The 16084-nt window shown below is 58.4% G+C and carries 20 protein-coding genes and 1 pseudogene; 8 read left to right on the plus strand and 13 right to left on the minus strand.

The annotated features are described in order from the left end of the window. The first annotated feature begins 228 nt into the window (after window positions 1-228). Complete coding sequence (locus QBJ92_RS18425) at window positions 229-1215, plus strand: SGNH/GDSL hydrolase family protein (protein WP_277971148.1); 987 nt, start codon at window positions 229-231, stop codon at window positions 1213-1215. Window positions 1216-1288: 73 nt separating this feature from the next. On the opposite strand, the gene QBJ92_RS20680 is transcribed toward QBJ92_RS18425, so the two are convergent. Both QBJ92_RS20680 and QBJ92_RS18430 read right to left on the minus strand, forming a co-directional pair. Continuing rightward, complete coding sequence (locus tag QBJ92_RS20680; protein ID WP_431358434.1) at window positions 1289-1543, minus strand: DUF6894 family protein; 255 nt, start codon at window positions 1541-1543, stop codon at window positions 1289-1291. A gap of 274 nt (window positions 1544-1817) precedes the next feature. Beyond that, complete coding sequence (locus QBJ92_RS18430; protein WP_277971149.1) at window positions 1818-2492, minus strand: recombinase family protein; 675 nt, start codon at window positions 2490-2492, stop codon at window positions 1818-1820. A gap of 259 nt (window positions 2493-2751) precedes the next feature. Between QBJ92_RS18430 and QBJ92_RS18435 the strand changes: the two genes are divergently transcribed. Both QBJ92_RS18435 and QBJ92_RS18440 read left to right on the plus strand, forming a co-directional pair. Beyond that, entirely contained in the window at window positions 2752-3042 is a 291-nt protein-coding gene (locus QBJ92_RS18435) for an AbrB/MazE/SpoVT family DNA-binding domain-containing protein (RefSeq protein WP_277971150.1), read from the plus strand. Next, on the plus strand, window positions 3042-3428 hold the full coding sequence (locus QBJ92_RS18440; RefSeq protein WP_277971151.1) for a type II toxin-antitoxin system VapC family toxin: 387 nt from the start codon (window positions 3042-3044) through the stop codon (window positions 3426-3428). The genes QBJ92_RS18435 and QBJ92_RS18440 overlap by 1 nt, the downstream gene beginning before the upstream one ends. A gap of 791 nt (window positions 3429-4219) precedes the next feature. On the opposite strand, the gene QBJ92_RS18445 is transcribed toward QBJ92_RS18440, so the two are convergent. The 5 genes and pseudogenes from QBJ92_RS18445 to QBJ92_RS18460 form a co-directional block, all read right to left on the minus strand. Continuing rightward, window positions 4220-4909 carry a ParA family protein gene (locus QBJ92_RS18445; RefSeq protein ID WP_277971152.1) on the minus strand — a complete coding sequence of 230 codons (690 nt, stop codon included), beginning with the start codon at window positions 4907-4909 and terminating at the stop codon, window positions 4220-4222. A gap of 250 nt (window positions 4910-5159) precedes the next feature. Continuing rightward, window positions 5160-5444 (minus strand): hypothetical protein, encoded by a 285-nt coding sequence (locus QBJ92_RS18450; protein ID WP_277971153.1) that lies wholly within the window; start codon window positions 5442-5444, stop codon window positions 5160-5162. 610 nt (window positions 5445-6054) lie between these two features. Then, window positions 6055-7200 (minus strand): annotated as a pseudogene (locus QBJ92_RS18455) (type IV secretion system DNA-binding domain-containing protein); the annotation flags it as partial. Next, window positions 7185-7430, minus strand: a complete 246-nt coding sequence (locus QBJ92_RS20685; RefSeq protein ID WP_431358435.1) for a hypothetical protein — start codon at window positions 7428-7430, stop codon at window positions 7185-7187. The pseudogene QBJ92_RS18455 and the gene QBJ92_RS20685, both read right to left, overlap by 16 nt. Further along, window positions 7420-7620 carry a hypothetical protein gene (locus QBJ92_RS18460; RefSeq protein WP_277971154.1) on the minus strand — a complete coding sequence of 67 codons (201 nt, stop codon included), beginning with the start codon at window positions 7618-7620 and terminating at the stop codon, window positions 7420-7422. Before QBJ92_RS18460 ends, QBJ92_RS20685 begins: the two co-directional genes overlap by 11 nt. Before the next feature lie 629 nt (window positions 7621-8249). On the opposite strand from QBJ92_RS18460, the gene QBJ92_RS18465 reads away from it, so the two are divergent. After that, window positions 8250-8468, plus strand: coding sequence for a hypothetical protein (locus QBJ92_RS18465; protein ID WP_277971155.1), 219 nt, complete (start codon window positions 8250-8252; stop codon window positions 8466-8468). A gap of 179 nt (window positions 8469-8647) precedes the next feature. Here the strand turns inward: QBJ92_RS18465 and QBJ92_RS18470 are convergent, their stop codons facing one another. The 5 genes from QBJ92_RS18470 to QBJ92_RS18490 form a co-directional block, all read right to left on the minus strand. Beyond that, on the minus strand, window positions 8648-9244 hold the full coding sequence (locus tag QBJ92_RS18470; protein ID WP_277971156.1) for a hypothetical protein: 597 nt from the start codon (window positions 9242-9244) through the stop codon (window positions 8648-8650). A 373-nt stretch (window positions 9245-9617) separates the two neighbouring features. Then, complete coding sequence (locus tag QBJ92_RS18475) at window positions 9618-9938, minus strand: hypothetical protein (protein WP_277971157.1); 321 nt, start codon at window positions 9936-9938, stop codon at window positions 9618-9620. 150 nt (window positions 9939-10088) lie between these two features. Continuing rightward, window positions 10089-10274, minus strand: coding sequence for a hypothetical protein (locus QBJ92_RS18480; RefSeq protein WP_277971158.1), 186 nt, complete (start codon window positions 10272-10274; stop codon window positions 10089-10091). A 112-nt stretch (window positions 10275-10386) separates the two neighbouring features. Beyond that, entirely contained in the window at window positions 10387-10812 is a 426-nt protein-coding gene (locus QBJ92_RS18485; protein WP_277971159.1) for a type II toxin-antitoxin system VapC family toxin, read from the minus strand. After that, window positions 10812-11060, minus strand: a complete 249-nt coding sequence (locus tag QBJ92_RS18490) for a type II toxin-antitoxin system Phd/YefM family antitoxin (RefSeq protein WP_277971160.1) — start codon at window positions 11058-11060, stop codon at window positions 10812-10814. Before QBJ92_RS18490 ends, QBJ92_RS18485 begins: the two co-directional genes overlap by 1 nt. Before the next feature lie 135 nt (window positions 11061-11195). Between QBJ92_RS18490 and QBJ92_RS18495 the strand changes: the two genes are divergently transcribed. Further along, complete coding sequence (locus tag QBJ92_RS18495; protein ID WP_277971161.1) at window positions 11196-11684, plus strand: hypothetical protein; 489 nt, start codon at window positions 11196-11198, stop codon at window positions 11682-11684. 14 nt (window positions 11685-11698) lie between these two features. On the opposite strand, the gene QBJ92_RS18500 is transcribed toward QBJ92_RS18495, so the two are convergent. After that, window positions 11699-11893, minus strand: coding sequence for a hypothetical protein (locus QBJ92_RS18500; RefSeq protein WP_277971162.1), 195 nt, complete (start codon window positions 11891-11893; stop codon window positions 11699-11701). 450 nt (window positions 11894-12343) lie between these two features. On the opposite strand from QBJ92_RS18500, the gene QBJ92_RS18505 reads away from it, so the two are divergent. The 3 genes from QBJ92_RS18505 to QBJ92_RS18515 all read left to right on the plus strand — a co-directional run bounded on the left by QBJ92_RS18505 (window position 12344) and on the right by QBJ92_RS18515 (window position 16077). Beyond that, a complete protein-coding gene (locus QBJ92_RS18505) occupies window positions 12344-12529 on the plus strand; it encodes a hypothetical protein (RefSeq protein WP_277971163.1) in 186 nt (61 codons plus the stop codon). Window positions 12530-13634: 1105 nt separating this feature from the next. After that, window positions 13635-14711, plus strand: a complete 1077-nt coding sequence (locus QBJ92_RS18510) for a replication initiation protein (RefSeq protein ID WP_347342800.1) — start codon at window positions 13635-13637, stop codon at window positions 14709-14711. A 163-nt stretch (window positions 14712-14874) separates the two neighbouring features. Further along, complete coding sequence (locus tag QBJ92_RS18515) at window positions 14875-16077, plus strand: AAA family ATPase (RefSeq protein ID WP_277971165.1); 1203 nt, start codon at window positions 14875-14877, stop codon at window positions 16075-16077. Window positions 16078-16084: the final 7 nt, after the last annotated feature.

A 16084-nucleotide genomic window follows, 5' to 3' on the forward strand; every position in this document is an offset into this window, starting at 1 on the left:
CCTATCGGCAACGGCAGTGCCTCATGAGGTACCCCTTGCGACCCAAATTGCTATGCCATGACGCAAAGGTGACGTGCCCGTAGCCATCGTTCGACGTCGACCGTGACAATTTGCAGACAGTTCTGACGTGATCGACACGGCGTCACCTCTGTACGCTGTTCAAACCTTTGATTTTCGACCATCGCGTTAACCTTAGGGTTAACCGGTTGATCGTCAGGAGATACGCAGATGGCAAAAAAGTGGGCGTTCGCAGTTGGTATCCTGGGTATCCTCGCAGCCACCCCCGCCTCTGCCGGTCGAACTACGGAACATTATACGTCGCTGACGGTGTTCGGTGACAGCCTGGTAGACGCAGGAAACCTGTTTATTGCGAACGGCGGCACCCGGCCTGATCCGGCTCTCGGGTACTTCGAGCACCGCTTTACCAACGGCTATGACTACCCCGACCTGCTGTCGATCGATCTGTTTGGAAAGCCGACTACCCCGTCTCTAAGGGGTGGCAGCAATTATGCATTTGGTGGCGCTCGTATCGTTGATACGGGCGACAGCATCCCTGACCTGCAGGCGCAGATCAATGCCTTCAAGCTGTCCCCGCGCGGCCTCGACGCGAACGGTCTGTATATCCTGAACTTTGGCGGCAACGATGTCTTTGGCGCAAAAGGGGTGTTTGGCCCAGTGGGTGCGATCGGATCATACCCTGATATTAGCAGCTACTTGCAGGCAGCTGCCCAGCAATATGTAAGCGGGATCCAGGAGCTCAACGACCTCGGCGCTCGAAACATCCTGTTTACCGATTTCCCTCTGGCGGGCGACCCGCTTACAATCGAAGCTAATGGCTATCTCAATACGGCGCTTAAGAGCCTGACGCTGAGCACTGGCACGGATCTGTTCCAGTACAGTCTCAGCGATCTCAACCAACGAGCCCTCACCAATCCCGCCTCGCTCGATCTTCCTCCGCTGCGTTTTGACACCAACTGCGTTGCAGCCGGCGCGCAATCGAATGGGTGTGCGGGCTTCTTCTCGTTTGACGGAGTACACGTAACAGCAGCAGTGCAAGCTGCTGGTTACAAAGACATGGACCGCAAGTTTGGACTGACGATGGCGCAAGCGGTGCCAGAGCCGCAAAGCTGGCTGATTATGCTTACGGGCTTTGGGGTCATCGGCGCGGCGCTGCGTTATCGACCGAAAAAGGCGCTACATCCAATTACTAACTAGAAGCATGGTCACGCCGATCGGCCAATCCACCTCGTCCGATCGGCACCCCCGTTTAGTGCATAAGTTTAAATGATCATAAGTCGGCAGAGCTATTTAACCGCTTGGCGTGCCGTGAAGTGACCGTCGCCACGATAATATGGAAAAGCTCATTGTGAGCCTCGTCTTCAACGTTCACCCGCCAGTGGCCGTCATCTGCAAAACCGGGATGGTCAACAAGATATGCGCCTAAGTACTTAACTGCTTCATTTCGTGCATGTGACAGAGATTCACACTTGAATGTCTTGTACGCTTTCTCGCGTCCAGCAAAACTGAATATGTAAGAGGGCATTTATAAACTCATCGTAGATCTGACTAACATAGCGTGGCTCCTCAAGAGCAACCGAGAGTCTGATGAACCTCTACGGCAACGGCGTCAAGGCAAGGAGTTTTTCACGGTTACCAACGGAGGACAGTAATCGAGTGCCTTACGATTAAGGCTGGTGCCGCAACACCCTACGACCCATCCGAATATGCGTTTCGAATGTACTGTAGGCTTTATAGCTTAAGCGCGGGCGCGGAACGTGGGTTACGCTATAAATCGGCCAATTAATCGCTGATCAATCTTAGATGGGGTCACCTGCCGAAGACGATGCAGCACGTGTGGCACGGGCGATCGCGGTTACGCGCTTGACCTGGGCAATGCTGCAACCCGCCAACTCTGCAGTCTTGGCAATACTCATGCCTGCATCTCGCAGGCCGATGATGCGCCGGTGATGCGCCAGATCCGGCTTTCGCCCTGTGTAGCGCCCTGCCCGCTTCGCGAGTTCAATCCCTTCGCGTTGCCGCTCACGACGAGTTTCATAATCATCGCGAGCAGTTTGCAGCGCAACACGCAGCAGCATATCCTGCACCGCTTCCAACACAATCCGGGCTACGCCTGAACTGTCCTCGACCAGATCCGACAAATCGACGATGCCTGGCACAGCAAGGCGAGCCCCCTTCCCCCTGATCGTCGAGACCAGAAGCTCTGCCTCGGCCAGCGGTAAGCGGCTAATACGATCTATCTTCTCGGCGATTACCACTTCACCGGCTTGGAGGTCAGCAACCATGCGCAGCAGTTCGGGGCGATCCGGTCGCGCGCCCGAGGCTTTTTCGCGATAGACCGCGGCGACGTAAAAACCAGCCGCCCGCGCGCTCCCCACGATTGCCTCTTGTCGCGTCAGGTCTTGCTCATCGGTACTTACCCGCAAATAGACCCTCGCTGCGCAGATCGTATCTCGTTTCGATTGTTCGCTCATCGCTCTCGGCTCCCATGAGTATACCCACAGTAGCCAAACAGATCGGTCATAGCTACAAACCGATAGTAGCGACCTCTGATAGCCTAGCCAAGCTGACCAGCCCATTCTAGCCATTGGGAGTGCCGTTCCTCAACTCGTGCCTCAAAGGTTCACCACATAAGGGGCACTGCCACTCCGATCCCGATAGCCCTCGTCAGGTTGTGGCATATCCCTAACTCTGGCATATGGCGATTAAGTCACAGGCGAGAGGATTGCAGCAATGGCCACGCAAACCATAGATATCAACGTTGCCAGTAATGGGCGGATGGTTCTTCCGGCATCAGTGCGCAAAGCGATGGGCCTGCACGGCGATGCGAAGATCATTCTAACAGTTGAGGATGATCAGGTTCGTTTGTCGCCGATCGGGCATGGTGTATCGCGTGCGCAGGCACTCTATCGGGCACATGCCAAGCATGCGCGCACGACTGACGATTTCCTCGAGGAGCGAAAGGCGGAAGCTGCGGCTGATCTCGGGGAGGTCGCGCCCGACGCCGTGAATCGAGACGCATAATGACATCCGTCGTTCTCGACGCATCCGCGGTGCTGGCTCTAGTCCGAGATGAGCCCGGTGCCGACAAGGTTGCTCCCCACATTGGGCGTGCTGCAGTTTCAGCAGTCAACCTTCAGGAGGTAATCAAGGAGTTGCTGCTCAGCGGCCTCGACGAAGTGACTACCCGCGAACTGCTTGACGAGCTTCGTCTAGACGTTCGCGCCCACGATTCCGAAGCGGCCTATGCCGCTGCTGCTCTGCATGCCCAGACACGTCAATACGGCCGCGGGCTAGGTGACCGATCCTGTCTCGCTCTCGCTGTGCAGCTGGGAGTCCCTGCCCTCACCGCCGATCGCGAATGGAAGAAGGTGAAGGTCAAGAACTTGAAGCTTGAGCATATCCGATAGCCCAAGCCACGGCGGTCCTGCTGTGCGCCGACGACTTCGTGCTTTCGACGACGGTCCGCTCTCTGGGCTGATGCCAAGGGGTGGTGATCTGTCTGTCCGCGCCTTGGCAAAGGCCCCTGCCCTTGACGCCGTAGCGATCCGGCCTTTCAGCGCCGTTTAGATCCTTTGCTGGATGAGGCTGTAGGGGCCTGGCCAGTTCGGATTCGACGCTGTGCCCGTAGGCCTCGATCCCCTCGTCGTCCGAGGCTACTGCGATTCCGCGAGCCTTTCGTGCGCCGATGGTGATCTTCCGCGCAAGGTAGAGCTGAAGGACGCCGGCAGTGTGAAACTTACCCAGGCGGCAAATCGACAATCACTGTTCCGCATCCGCTAAAGCCGGATTCTCAGCAGCGTTCCGTAGTAGCAGGAATTAAGCTTATCGCTACCACGCAGGTGCAGCGTCGGTCGGCGCCAAGTCCGGGATAGCCAGCCCCTGCCTAGCGAGCCAAGGTCACTGGATCAGCCTTGGCTCGCTAGCTCTCAACCCTTTTCGTAACGATCGAGCAGGATCTCGAGGAAGGCACCGTAGGTGTACCGTTCCTTCTTGGCAGCCGCCTTGAAGCGCGTGAGCATGTCGTTCGGTGCCCGAATGTTCAGCTGCCCTTCTGCGTCAGCTTCACGGCTGGGGAATGCAGACGCCCGATCTACAACCCGACGCTGCTCGTCAACCGACGCCTCTGGCCGTGCGATCGGTCGACTCGGCTGAAAGTCGTCTAGGCTCCCAAAGTCCAGGGCCTTCCGTGCGGAGTCCGTCATGCTACCCTCTTCTGACCTGCGCTATGAGAGCGCAGCATGGTTACGACCTCGGCCGCGAAGTCGGCCGCGTTTCTGACTGCAGCCTCGACATTGTTAACATCTTTTGCGGACAACCCGCGCGGGCCACCGCCGACTGAAAACAGCGCTGAATAGGCATCGCGGTCGTGAATCTCAGTGGCAAATACGGGTGTTTTCTCATTTGCCTTGAACTGCCCAGATACGAACCGAGCTGTACGCGACTTTGCGACGACGCGAGTTTGAGTGAAAAGCACCGCAAACGGGATATCGCGCCGCACCGCCTTCATGTCTCGCTTGAGCTCTTGAATGACGTCGATAGCGGCAAGCGCGTCCTGCTGCTGCTCTTTCATTGGGATCACAACTAAGTCCGACTGGCTGATGGCGTAGCTTGTCAGGCGTGATGCCGTTCCTTCCAGGTCCACAATGACAAACTGGTTGTCAGCGCTCGCCGCATCGATCTCGTCCAAGATCGTCTTTTCGGAAGCGTTCGTTACTACCGTCAAACGCTTGGGCTTTCCCGGGAGCGTCGACCAAGTTGTCAGCGGTCGTCTCGGGTCTGCGTCTATCAGGCAGACGCTGGCATGCTCCGCTAGCTCACATGCCAAGATCAAGGCGGAGGTAGTTTTTCCCGATCCGCCTTTCGAGTTTGCAAACGTCACAACGGCCATCGGCCCCTCCTGATAGCATTTCCTAGCACGTGCTACGCCCCAATATCCTACGGTTTCGTATCGTAGGCTACGCTAGCGCACAATACCCTACGCTATGATATCATTTCCTACGCTATCCTAGCTTGTCGTAGCTTGGGCTATGTCCTCGATATCTGATGCTAGCACCGGATAGCATATGCTAACCTGTTTCCCGCTAAGCTGGTTTAGGCAAGCTAGCTCAAGGTAGCACATGCTAGCATCCTCCCAACCTTCAAAGTCGTACGCCGATCACCACCAACCAAAGGCCAAAGACCGTAGAAGCAATCTTACAAAGGCCCATCAGCGTAGCGACGGACCCTCGACGCGTCACATTCCACGTCCGGTCTATCCCTGTGCGGTAGCTCAGCGTCCCGTCGACTGCGAGCAGTGAGCCTACCACGAAAAGCAGAATCGTTACCGCTTTCGCGAAGGTCTTCGCATCCATGTCGAAGATGATGAAGGTCATTATCAGGAGGGACGTCGAGATGCCGTAGATTGCCCCTATGACGTCGATCACGTTGCAAAGTCGGTACAGTCCTTGGCGACCTACCATCCGTAGAAGCGTCAATGGTCGCTTAACCGCACGGCGGTGTAGGACGCCTAGCCGCTGGGCAAAGTCGACAATGACGTAGGAGAATTGGTCCGCAACGTCCTGTTCGGCGTCACACGTCGGAGCGATCGAAGCGGCTGCCAGTACCAGGTGCGCAGCCGCGATCGGATGCTCATGCATTAGGTGAAATGACTGGGTTCGAAGACTGTCCGCCAAATCACTTTCGGATATTACATCTGGGGTTGTCGGCTCGGCCGAAGCCGATTCCCGGTTAGCGTGCTCCATGGTTGTTCCCCACGATGGTTGGTTTGTCTTGCACGTCGATGGGCCTGAATGTCGTGCCTTGGCCCTGCCATTGTGCGCCGACCATCGCGCAGGCGATCGCCCATAGGACCGTGAAGGCTGCCGTCCCGCCAGTTAACCACAGCACCAGCATGGTTATCCGTCGGCGCCGAGGCCGAGGGTTGGATGCTCTCGGTCTACCCATATTTGCTTCGAGGATGATGCCGTCGGTCGGCGCGGCGTTCAGGCGAGTGGCTCGACCCCATTGCGTGTTCGTATTACGCATATAGTCGCGATCAGTGACGGTGGGGTAATGCTCCCACTCAAGACGGATGCGCGCAGCGGGAAAGCCGTCAGGAAACTTCACGAACCCATGCAGGCTGGGCAGGTTCATGATGTCGTCAGGGATGACCAGTGGCTCGATCTGCTTGCGTGGTGTCAGAGTTGAGGCATCGCGGGTGTTGTTGTAGCCGTAGCTGTAGCCCTCATTCATCTGCCGGATCTCGCGGTTGCCGATGTAGCGAGAGCCCTGTTCCGCGGTGTCGAGGTCGGCCGCGGCGAGGATCAGTTTTGTCCGCGCCAGCGACGATAGGTTGCGCGCGTTTTCCTCACCATAGACCTGCACAAGCTTGTCGAATGAGTGCAGTCCAAGCACCATCGCGCCACCAAAGTTTCGGGCGGTCTGAAGGCCGTTCTCGATCGCAGGCAGACGATGCAGTGCACCGAGTTCGTCGAACACGAACCAGGTGCGCAGATCGCGCGTTTTCCGCATGGTCATCAGCGAGTGGATGGCGAGGTTCGACCACAGCGTGAGCAGCGCCCGGTTCATCTCCAGGTCCGTATAATTCGACGTGATAAAGAGGATCGAACCGGGCTTTTTCTCCGACGTCATCCAGTCCCTGATTGAGTATTGAGGACCGTCATCGGGCAGGAAGCGGAGGACCTGCGCATTCGTGTTGAAAACGGCGCGGATCGACTCCGCCACCTTGGCCGCCTCCGGGGCGGTAATGGGGTCGGCGATGGTGTTGGCGAGGTGCTTGTGGACCAGCTTCAGATCAGCGGTCATCAGGTTGTCTGCCGAAGCCTTGTTGGACGTCAGCTTCTTCTCGATGAGCTTCATGCACATTTCGATGAACAGGGTCCGTGCAGCGAGCGCCCAGAAGGGGTCAGCCGCCCCGCCATCGGACGGGATCAGCGCACCGGCTGCCGCGGTGAAATCGCTATAGGAATGGCAGTCGTTGAAGATCGTCCAAGCCGGGCAACGGGCATCTGCCGGATTTAGAATTGTGTCGCGTTCGGGGTCGTAGAACGCTTCTACATATGCCCCGGTCAGGTCGAAAACGACGGCGGTATCTTCACGCTCTCGCATCTGGGCGAGGAGCTTGCGGAACACGGTTGTTTTACCTAAGCCGGTGGTGCCGAGCGTCATGAAGTGCGATTGAGCGACAGGATCGCCGTGTACGCGATGACGAACACGCCGAGCCACATGTAGACCGGCATCTTGATGCCCTGCAGCCACATGAGCACCTGCGTATTAAGCAGCTGGCTCCCGCGGGTGAAGTTGCCGGAATTGCGCGGTGCAGCGCCGCGGGCTGAATGGTGTTCCTGGGGGATCGGCCGCTTGTCGTTGCGGATGTCCTGGCGGGGCGCTTTGGGGTCATCACGCGCCATGATGAAGCTTCATACGACGGTCGGTTTCGAGGACGAGCGTTTCGCGCAGTTCCGGGTGGTTTTCCCGGATGATCGCGTCGAGGGCGACCTGCATATATTCGGTCACTCGCAGATGGCGCCGTTCGCTTGCAGAAAGCTTCGGCTGGCCGTCGAGGAAACTGACGATTGCGGTACGCACGAGCTCGGCCATCGACTTACCCTGGTCAAGGGCAAGCTTCTCTAGGCGGGCATAATGCTCAGGCTCGAACCGAACGGTCCGAGCATATTTGGAAAGTTTCAAACCAACCTCCTAGCAGGGAGGATGGTGAGCGCTTCGACGGTTGATTTGATAGGCTACTGGAAGCCTCTTGGCAATTATGCGTGGTGGGCGAGTGCAAAAATAAGCACCGCTTCGCACCGTAAAAATTGGCGGAAAACCGCGCTTTTTCAAAGCGGTGCGAAGCGGTTGCTAAACGAGTGCGCACCGGTGCGCGCCCTTCTTTAACCTAAGCCACTGAAAAGCCACGGGAAAAGCAAGCGCAGCTTGCAAGGGTGTGCTCTACTGTAGTCCCGATCCATCATTGTTGCTCTGATCTCCTCGTGCGTCCGGTTCGATGTGAAGGTCCTCCGGTGATCCACGGGAAAAGGCCCCGCCATGCCGGCGGAAAGCTTGTCCGATCCTGCGCTCCGCGCGGGTGTCTTGGGTCCGTTCTTCGATGATCGTCATCGGGGTCTCCGTGGGTGATGCTGGGAGCCTTAGTCTCGGCCTTTTCTATCGGTCGAGTGGCGGTTATACCGGGTTTGTTCAGAGCCCGATCAGCCTGACCAAAAGGCAAGAATATGGCGAAGTCACTGGACGCTGAAATGGCCGCGATCGAGGCCGAGGAACGCAAGCTGGCAGATCGTCGAAAGGCGCATCTGAAGAAGCTGCGGGAAACGGCGATCGACAAGGTCGAGAAGGTAGGGTTGCTCAAGCTCCCACTGGATCGACTGGAGCGGATTATGGAGGCGGTGAAGACGCTGGGCGTGGATGAGGTCGAGAAGCGGCTGACGGCGTAAGCCGGCGACGTTTCGAGGCCGAGGCCCGCCTCAATGGCCGCACGGGTTTGCTACCCTGTGCGGCCATTCTCTTTCAGCCGGAAAGCGGCGAAGCCGGCTTGGCGGTATCAAGCAAAAAAAGGGACGCGCCAGCCGTTAGGCTGGGCGTCCCTTGCGTCCTGTTTCGTTGTGGCAGGCGATCAGATCCAAGCCAGCAGATACTCGCCGTCCACGGGCTTCAGTGCCGCCATTTTGGAGAGTGTCTCAACGCAATCGGCTATCCCCGGATCGGCATCGAGGCGTCGCCGGATCCGCGGGTCCATCAGGCGTTGCCGCAGTTCTGTCATTGGGACCATTCCGGCGATCGTTCGATCGATGCCAAGGCCCTCCAACAGTGTGAGCGCGGCCGGGTTCGCCAGAGCGATTTCCGGGGCCGCATCTGGGTTCAGGGACAACCGCATCTCGATGTCGCGCGCCCGGTCGGTTTGAGCGATCCGGACCCGTCGACCAAGGAACTGCGCCTCGTCTAGAATCGCGATCACGGAGGGATCGTGATCGAAGCATCGCGCGACCGTTGCCAGCGACAGATGACAGACGCGCGCATCGAACTCGAACCACGGATCACCCGTCACGCCGTAGACGGGTAGGAGCAACGCAAAGCCCAACCGAAGCGCCTGTTCGGCAAGCATATCACGAAACGCTGCCAACTGGTCAGGGGTGATGACGGCAGCGCTTGGCGGTAGGATCGAACGGCCGTCTTCGACGCGGAATGTGATGGTCATGCTGACATCCTTCATTGAAACCGCGAACTCTTCCCTCCCTCCTCTCCGGTAAGGATGCGGGACGCTGACAATCACGCACGCCAGCCCGATCGGCGAGGCGTAGCCAGCGCGCGGCCCAAGGGCCGCTGCGCGTAGGCGAGCGAGACGTATCGGGCAGTGGAAATGGCCTGATCGGCGGGGTGCGGCAGCAGCGCCGGGGCGGGCTCGATGCCCGCACTGGCGCTCCCCCGGCCGATGCGTAGCAAGGGAGGCCCGTAGGGGCCGAACCGACGCGAGCGCGCCGGTCGGGCGGGGCCGTGTAATAGGGCACGGAAAAGGGCCACCCGATTGCCCGGATGGCCCTATAGTCGTGAGATGGTGAGGGGAGGGGCCGTAGCCCCTCCCTAGGTCATTTGATGAACTGAGCGTATGCCGTAAGCGCTGCCCCAACTGCGATCGCGCCAGTCATCAGCGAGCCCAGCCCGATGATGTACCATTTGAGCCCATCGATCGACGTCTGCATGCCTTTGAGGCCGCTATCCAGCTTGACCTCCAGTCCGGCAATCCGCTGATCGAGTTTGAGCTCAAGCCCGGCGATTTGCTGCTTCAACGGCTCAATTGCGCGACCCACGGCCATGTCGATCTGCTCCTCGACGACGACGACTGCCTTTGCAGCTGCGTCGTCGTCGATATTAGCCGATTTCAGTGCTCTGAACAACGCGACCTGCATTTCGTCCTCCTATGGTCATCATGACGAAGTCCGACCGTCGGCCGGATTGGTGAGGGTCAGGGACCGCGAAGCGGCCGCGTTAGCGGCGGTAGGGGACTGTGGAGGTTGTCATTTAGACAGAACACGACAGCCGGCAAAACGGGCCAGTTATTATTGCTGATGCCCTTTTCCTCTCATAGCTCGACTTCCTACCTCGATGGCCTCCGCAAGGCGAGCTGCAGCGAGCGTCGCCCCAACTTCTTGGTCAAGCACCACCAGTGCCATCTTCATCAGGTTCAGCGGTACATCCACCGGCTGCCGATCGGTAAAAGGGGAGTCCGGAAGCGCGTCAGTCATCCAACATCCAATACCTTGATCGAGATTAGATGGCATTTGATGAACGCTTCCAAAAGCGTGCGCCGGATCCGCGTCGCAACCCTTGGGTCTGCGTATCTCGGAGTGGAGTTGTTCAGTCGGCGAAGGTCCAGGGGTCGAGGAGCGTCACGCCGGTTCCCGTGAAGTCCGCGATGTTTCGGGTGACGACTGTCAGATCATGCGCAAGCCCCGTCGCCGCGATCCACGCGTCGCGCTCGCTTTTGGTTTCCGGGACGTGCAGCCGCGCGCAGCGCCGGGCGATCGTCGTGTCTACAGGCAGGACGCGACCGGAGAACGCTGGCATAACCTTCTCGTGAAGCCAGAGCCGTAACACGCCGGCCTGCCTGGCATCGCGTCGTTCAAGAAGCGCGATGCCGAGCTCGACCTCCATGATCGTAATGACCGAGAGGTACATGTCGGCCTGATCGACGCTGCCGGCCCATGCTTCCACAGCCGGATTGATCTTTCCGCTGCGACGCTTGCGCAGCTCGGAGAGGACGTTGGTGTCGAGCAGGTACATCAGTCAAATACTGCCGGCCGCGGGAAGGACTGCGGTCGCGTGAAGTCGACGTCGATGTCGCCGACCTCGTCCATGTCCAGCGCGTCGAGGATGTTGCCGGGGGGTGTTTTCAGCCGCTCATATTCGGCGAACGGCATCACCGCGATGATCGGCCGACCGCGCTCGGTGATGATGACGGGACCGTCCACGGCCGCGCGCTTGATGCGCCCCGGTTCGCGATTGAAGTCGCGACTGGAAAAAGTTTGCATTTCGGGCTGACCTTATTTGTCGTGACATACAGACATTGCCGTAGGTGGCGGATTTGTCAATGTTCGTCATGCGGCCATGAAACAGGGCGCGTGACGGTCGGAGGAAGTCCGAGGCCTCACCCGAAGGAGAATATGATGAAGGTCCAGGACATGATGCGGGGGTACGATTACGACCTGCCGCTGCTCGACGTGCTGAACAACAACGAGAAGGACGACAACGGCGATCCGCAGGTGTCGGTCGATCGCAGGGTGCTTGCAGGCGCCACGGTCGGCATCGGCCTCGACGTCGCTTATCTCGCGATCACGGAGTTGCAGGAGGCGTTTACCGCGCTCGCGAGCGACGTCCGCAACACGACGGGATACGGTGAAGGCTACAAGGATATCGAGGAGATCCTGCGCGACAAGAACCCGTACCAGATGCGCCTTTGGTATCTGCTGTACGACACGCCGATCGAGCAGGCGATCACCGATTTGGCCTGGCTGCAGAGCTTGACGTACCGTCGTGGCCGGATGTGCAACGTTATGCGCGAGCAGAAGCTACCGGTGCTGTACGCGACGAACGCTGAACTGTGTGAAGGCCGCACGGCCGCGCAGATCATAACCAATGTGTCGAGCGCCGGCTGACAACGGAAACCTGGTCAGGCGACCAGGGCGAGAAGACTCTCCGGGTGGTGTGGCCGGCACCGGGAGACACGGAAGGGCTGGATGGGATTGTCGGTGCGGACCACAAACTGGTCGACTCCAGTATTTTCGCGAAGCAGAATGGCGACGGCGTAGGCGTTCTCGAATGACGCGAGCGAACTGCGATGAGCCGAGAGTGCAATGACGGTCATGTTGATGTCACTTTGGGGTTGATGTCCTTCGGGTGAAGTTCTTCGGGTGGCGTGCCGTATGGCGAGCGGAACGGCCGGAACGGCTCGTTCATGGGAAATTGAGGATGAACCGTATAACGGGGGTGGTGGACCGGAATCGTCGCTAACGCGTTGAGCCTGTCTATCCACTGTTTCGACGGGGGATCCTCCGATCGACGGGGTCGGGACCGCTGCTATTGGTTCCGGCCCCGTTATCGTTTCAACGCGAGAGGGCGTTAGTGCAATTCGGACAAGAGCCGCTGCGCAGCTGAGGAAATCTCTTCTTCTTCGCGTCTGGTTAGCCGTTCGAGTGCAGCGTGGAAGCCGGCATGCTCTGGCGGTATACCCGGACCAATTGGCTTGAACGGACCGGGCGTGCCAGTCGCCGAAATGGGCGGAATATGCTAAGCGGAGATCAAGCGTCCGCCCGGCGTGCTGAAGCACAGCCACACCATCACCTTGTTCGAGCCGTTCACGTTACTCTCAGCGCTCGCCATGGTGACGAGCCGAATCGGCTTGGGTGCAACGACGACGTTCGCGGAAAAAATGGATGAAGTTCAACTCTACAAGTTGTTCGGCCACTCTGTCCGCGAATATCTCCAGGTCGGTGCCTTCTAGCCGGGCCCTGCCTACAAAAGTCTCGAAGCGCTGTTCGAGATCGCGATGGATGAATTGCGCGGGCGAAGAAAGTCCCTGGTCTAAAAGTGTGGACCGAGCCGGTTTCTCCAGTCCAGTCATACAGATACTGTAAGATGTGCGCACTGAGCTGACGATAGCCTTGTGCACCGAGCACGACTCGCAGCGTCGTAGCTTGGGTTATCTTCTCGCTTGTGACCCGATATTGCGCCTTCGTCAGGTTGGCGGCGTCATGGATACCCAGCTTGTTGCAGAGCAGCTCGCCGCCGCGGTTAAGCCTAAGGATCGGCCACTGCGCAAGTGCCTCAGGCGGCTTGATCGGCTCGGCAGCGCTCCGCTGCAAGTCGTCGCGACAATTCAATCCGCAGGTTGGCGGTAGCCCCTCCTCGAACTGCACCGCGGCGAAGGGCGTATGAACGGTATGCGGCTCGAGCCCTCCGATCGCGGCCACTTAAGCATCATCGACACGCGCACAAGCCTTAGGGCGTAGCCACGGCGAGCAGTATGGGATCGATCGATGGCCATCTCGATCACTCTCTTGTTCTTAAGAATCACTCTATAAAAACGACGCTGCTCGCAGCGGAAGGATTCATGATTCAATAGATTCTAATTCGCGGGCGAAAAACGGCGTAGTCTCAGTAGCATACGAGAAGTGGCCTGACCTTGCGGGGGAGTTTCGCTGACCGATTGGGGGCTACATCCTGTCCTGGCGGGGGAAGCTTCCTGACTGATTGGGGTTATCCTGACCATTTGGGGGCGGCGGAAATATCGCGTTCCGATCGGTTTTCCGATCCCAGTTTCGGCGACAAATTTCGCAAAATCGCCAGTTTCAACAACAAGGACGCACGTTCGTCGCGACTCGTGACTTTAATAGGGCTTTTCCAGATCTGACACCGTCATCATCCTGACCACTTGGGGGATGCTGAATTCAAAAACGTCCTGACCTGACTTGACGGTGGAGGTCAGGTCAGGCAGCAATCACGCCTCTGACCTCTGATTCTGATCGTGTTATGGCATGGAAGCCGGCGATAGTGAAAGTGTTGTTGTAGTCGAGGAGGCCACCGAGGAGCCGCTTCCGGGCCGTTCGATGCGCGTGGCTGCGGCATTGCGCGCTAAAGGCGGCGACGAGTTCGCAAAGCCGGGCAACATCATCGAGGTGAAGTTCGTCAAAGGCGAATCGCTGAGCCTTACGGCATCGCGATTACTGGCTTTGATGATTTTAACTGCAGGCGGGGATGCTTGGGAAGACAAGCCACACCGAATGCGAAAGGCCGACATTCGCCGCGGCCATAAAGGCAATGAGCGGATCACGGACATGCTCCAGGAACTCCATCGGACACTGTTTGCTGTCGATGACCGATCATGGCGCGGGAAGAAGGCCACCACCCTGTTCTCTCTCATCTCCCGATCGCGGGAAGAAACGGAGGAGGAGGGCGAGGCCGGGTGGATTGAATGGGAATTTACCGCTGATGCTAGAAAACTAATTCAGGCATCCGAGACTTATGCGGTCCTGAACCGTCAGGCAGTCCTCGGTTTTCGCTCGAACTATGCGCTCAAGCTTTATGAACTGGGGGCGCTTCGGCTGCATCGCAGGCAGGCAACATGGCGCGGGGATATGACCGCGCTGCGCGCTGCTCTCGGCATACCTCCCGAAGTTTACACCGATTTTGCGCAGCTTCGACGGAAGGTACTTGAGAAAGCAAAGGCTGAGATAGATCAGCTTGCGCATTTCCGCGTCGAATGGCGGGAGATCAGGCAGGGTCGGACCGTCGTGGAGATCGAATTCCGGTTTGAACCGAAGGACACACCAGCGCTTATCGCCACCGTCGATGAGCTCGAACGCCATTCCGGCGGGCGTCGACAGCGGCGGGATGGAACGGTCGAAGTGATGACGATCGTGCCTGCCATCGCAGAGCAGAAGCCGGCCCCCGTTCCAGCGAAGTCGGCTGAGCTCGTCTTTCCGTCGGGATCAATCCGGTTTGGAGCAGAGGAGCTTGCGGCGATTGCCCGGCACGACGGCGGGGGCTGGGACATCGATCTGATCGCAGACGGCTTCAGACAGCAAATGGGCGATCGGATTGAGAAGGTTCGAGGAGCAAAATTGCTGAAAGCTTGGACGGGATTTTGTGAGGGTTGGGTTACTCGGCGGGGCAGGGCTTCGTAAAAATTGCACGCGTGCAATTTCGTTTGCCCCCAAAAGGTCAGGATAGCCTCCGGAGCCGACCAGAAGTGCATTTCTCGCCACACCAGCTTTCGCAATTCTTAAGTTTATTGACAAAAAAGCGCAAGTAAGCGCACCATGTCCCAAATTTCAAAAAGGCGGGCATGTGACATCGGCATTGGATATTGAGGGCGCCCAAGACTTAGTGTCGGTGGCGACACTCGCTGCCCGCACGTCGTCGGTGCTCGAGAAGCTCCGGGATTCTGCGCGGAGTGCTCGTGCTGGTGATCGACGCGAACCCACATTTACCATAAGCAAGGCCGCCGAGCTGGTGGGACGAACGGCCGCTGCAATCCGAGATGCCGAAAAAGATGGTCGGCTTCCAGAGCCGGTGCGCGGCGAGAATAACCGGCGGGAGCGATACACGCTTGCTCAGATTAACGACATGCGGGGGGTGTTCGGGACGCGGCCTTATCGCACCGCTGAAGATCCGTGCTGCGTCGTTGCGGTCCAGAACTTCAAGGGCGGCGTCGGGAAATCGACGCTCGCGGTCCACCTTGCCCAGTACCTGGCAATTCACGGGTATCGCGTCGCATTGATTGATTGCGACAGCCAGGCGTCCACGACAACACTTTTTGGGTATGTCCCCGATCTGGATCTTACGGAGGATGACACGCTCTATCCGTTCCTGCGGGAAGAGGAGCGGACATCGCTCGATTACGCGCTGCGCAAGACGCACTTCGACGGACTTGAGCTAATTCCGGCTAATTTGCGGTTGTTCAACTCTGAATACGAACTGGCAGCGAGGATGGCACGTGGCAGCGGCGAACTGCTCGATCGCCTGAGGGTAGGCATCGACAGCATTTCGGATAGGTTCGACGTGATCGTGATGGACCCGCCCCCCGCGCTCGGCGCTATCTCGCTTTCAGTCCTTCGCGCCGCCAATGCACTCATTGTGCCGGTGCCGCCGACGGTGATGGACTTTTCCTCAACCGCAGCATTTCTGTCGATGCTCGACGAGACGATCGAACAGCTGACGGAACGCGGCCTAGCTCCCGATCTGCAGTTCCTTCGGTTTGTCGCGTCGAAGGTCGACGAGAACAAGTCGATGCAGAAAGAACTGCTGAACCTCATGCGAACCCTTTTCGGGCATGCCATGATCCGCACGCCGCTAAAGGACTCCGCCGAAATCGACAACGCTACGGCGCGATTAATGACGGTCTATGAGTTAGACGGGCCAGCCACCAGCTCGCAGGTTCGTAACCGATGCCTCGCCTATCTCGACGGTGTAAATCAGGAAATCGAGATCGATGTGCGGTCGATGTGGCCAAGCCATCGTGCCCGCTTGCGCCAGGAGGCACTGGCGTGAAAAAGCG

It is taken from the genome of Sphingomonas echinoides (assembly GCF_029623395.1).
GTDB classification, from domain to species: domain Bacteria; phylum Pseudomonadota; class Alphaproteobacteria; order Sphingomonadales; family Sphingomonadaceae; genus Sphingomonas; species Sphingomonas echinoides_A.

Excerpts from the sequence above, each read along its gene's own strand:
- QBJ92_RS18465 (WP_277971155.1), top strand. The coding sequence starts at position 8,250 with ATGGCGAAGTCACTGGACGCTGAAATGGCCGCGATCGAGGCCGAGGAA.
- QBJ92_RS18430 (WP_277971149.1), bottom strand. The coding sequence starts at position 2,492 with ATGAGCGAACAATCGAAACGAGATACGATCTGCGCAGCGAGGGTCTAT.
- QBJ92_RS18445 (WP_277971152.1), bottom strand. The coding sequence starts at position 4,909 with ATGGCCGTTGTGACGTTTGCAAACTCGAAAGGCGGATCGGGAAAAACT.
- QBJ92_RS18500 (WP_277971162.1), bottom strand. The coding sequence starts at position 11,893 with ATGACCGTCATTGCACTCTCGGCTCATCGCAGTTCGCTCGCGTCATTC.
- QBJ92_RS20685 (WP_431358435.1), bottom strand. The coding sequence starts at position 7,430 with ATGGCGCGTGATGACCCCAAAGCGCCCCGCCAGGACATCCGCAACGAC.
- QBJ92_RS18440 (WP_277971151.1), top strand. The coding sequence starts at position 3,042 with ATGACATCCGTCGTTCTCGACGCATCCGCGGTGCTGGCTCTAGTCCGA.
- QBJ92_RS18435 (WP_277971150.1), top strand. The coding sequence starts at position 2,752 with ATGGCCACGCAAACCATAGATATCAACGTTGCCAGTAATGGGCGGATG.
- QBJ92_RS18485 (WP_277971159.1), bottom strand. The coding sequence starts at position 10,812 with ATGTACCTGCTCGACACCAACGTCCTCTCCGAGCTGCGCAAGCGTCGC.
- QBJ92_RS18475 (WP_277971157.1), bottom strand. The coding sequence starts at position 9,938 with ATGCAGGTCGCGTTGTTCAGAGCACTGAAATCGGCTAATATCGACGAC.
- QBJ92_RS18480 (WP_277971158.1), bottom strand. The coding sequence starts at position 10,274 with ATGACTGACGCGCTTCCGGACTCCCCTTTTACCGATCGGCAGCCGGTG.
- QBJ92_RS18495 (WP_277971161.1), top strand. The coding sequence starts at position 11,196 with ATGAAGGTCCAGGACATGATGCGGGGGTACGATTACGACCTGCCGCTG.
- QBJ92_RS20680 (WP_431358434.1), bottom strand. The coding sequence starts at position 1,543 with ATGCCCTCTTACATATTCAGTTTTGCTGGACGCGAGAAAGCGTACAAG.
- QBJ92_RS18425 (WP_277971148.1), top strand. The coding sequence starts at position 229 with ATGGCAAAAAAGTGGGCGTTCGCAGTTGGTATCCTGGGTATCCTCGCA.
- QBJ92_RS18470 (WP_277971156.1), bottom strand. The coding sequence starts at position 9,244 with ATGAAGGATGTCAGCATGACCATCACATTCCGCGTCGAAGACGGCCGT.
- QBJ92_RS18490 (WP_277971160.1), bottom strand. The coding sequence starts at position 11,060 with ATGCAAACTTTTTCCAGTCGCGACTTCAATCGCGAACCGGGGCGCATC.
- QBJ92_RS18460 (WP_277971154.1), bottom strand. The coding sequence starts at position 7,620 with ATGGCCGAGCTCGTGCGTACCGCAATCGTCAGTTTCCTCGACGGCCAG.
- QBJ92_RS18510 (WP_347342800.1), top strand. The coding sequence starts at position 13,635 with ATGCGCGTGGCTGCGGCATTGCGCGCTAAAGGCGGCGACGAGTTCGCA.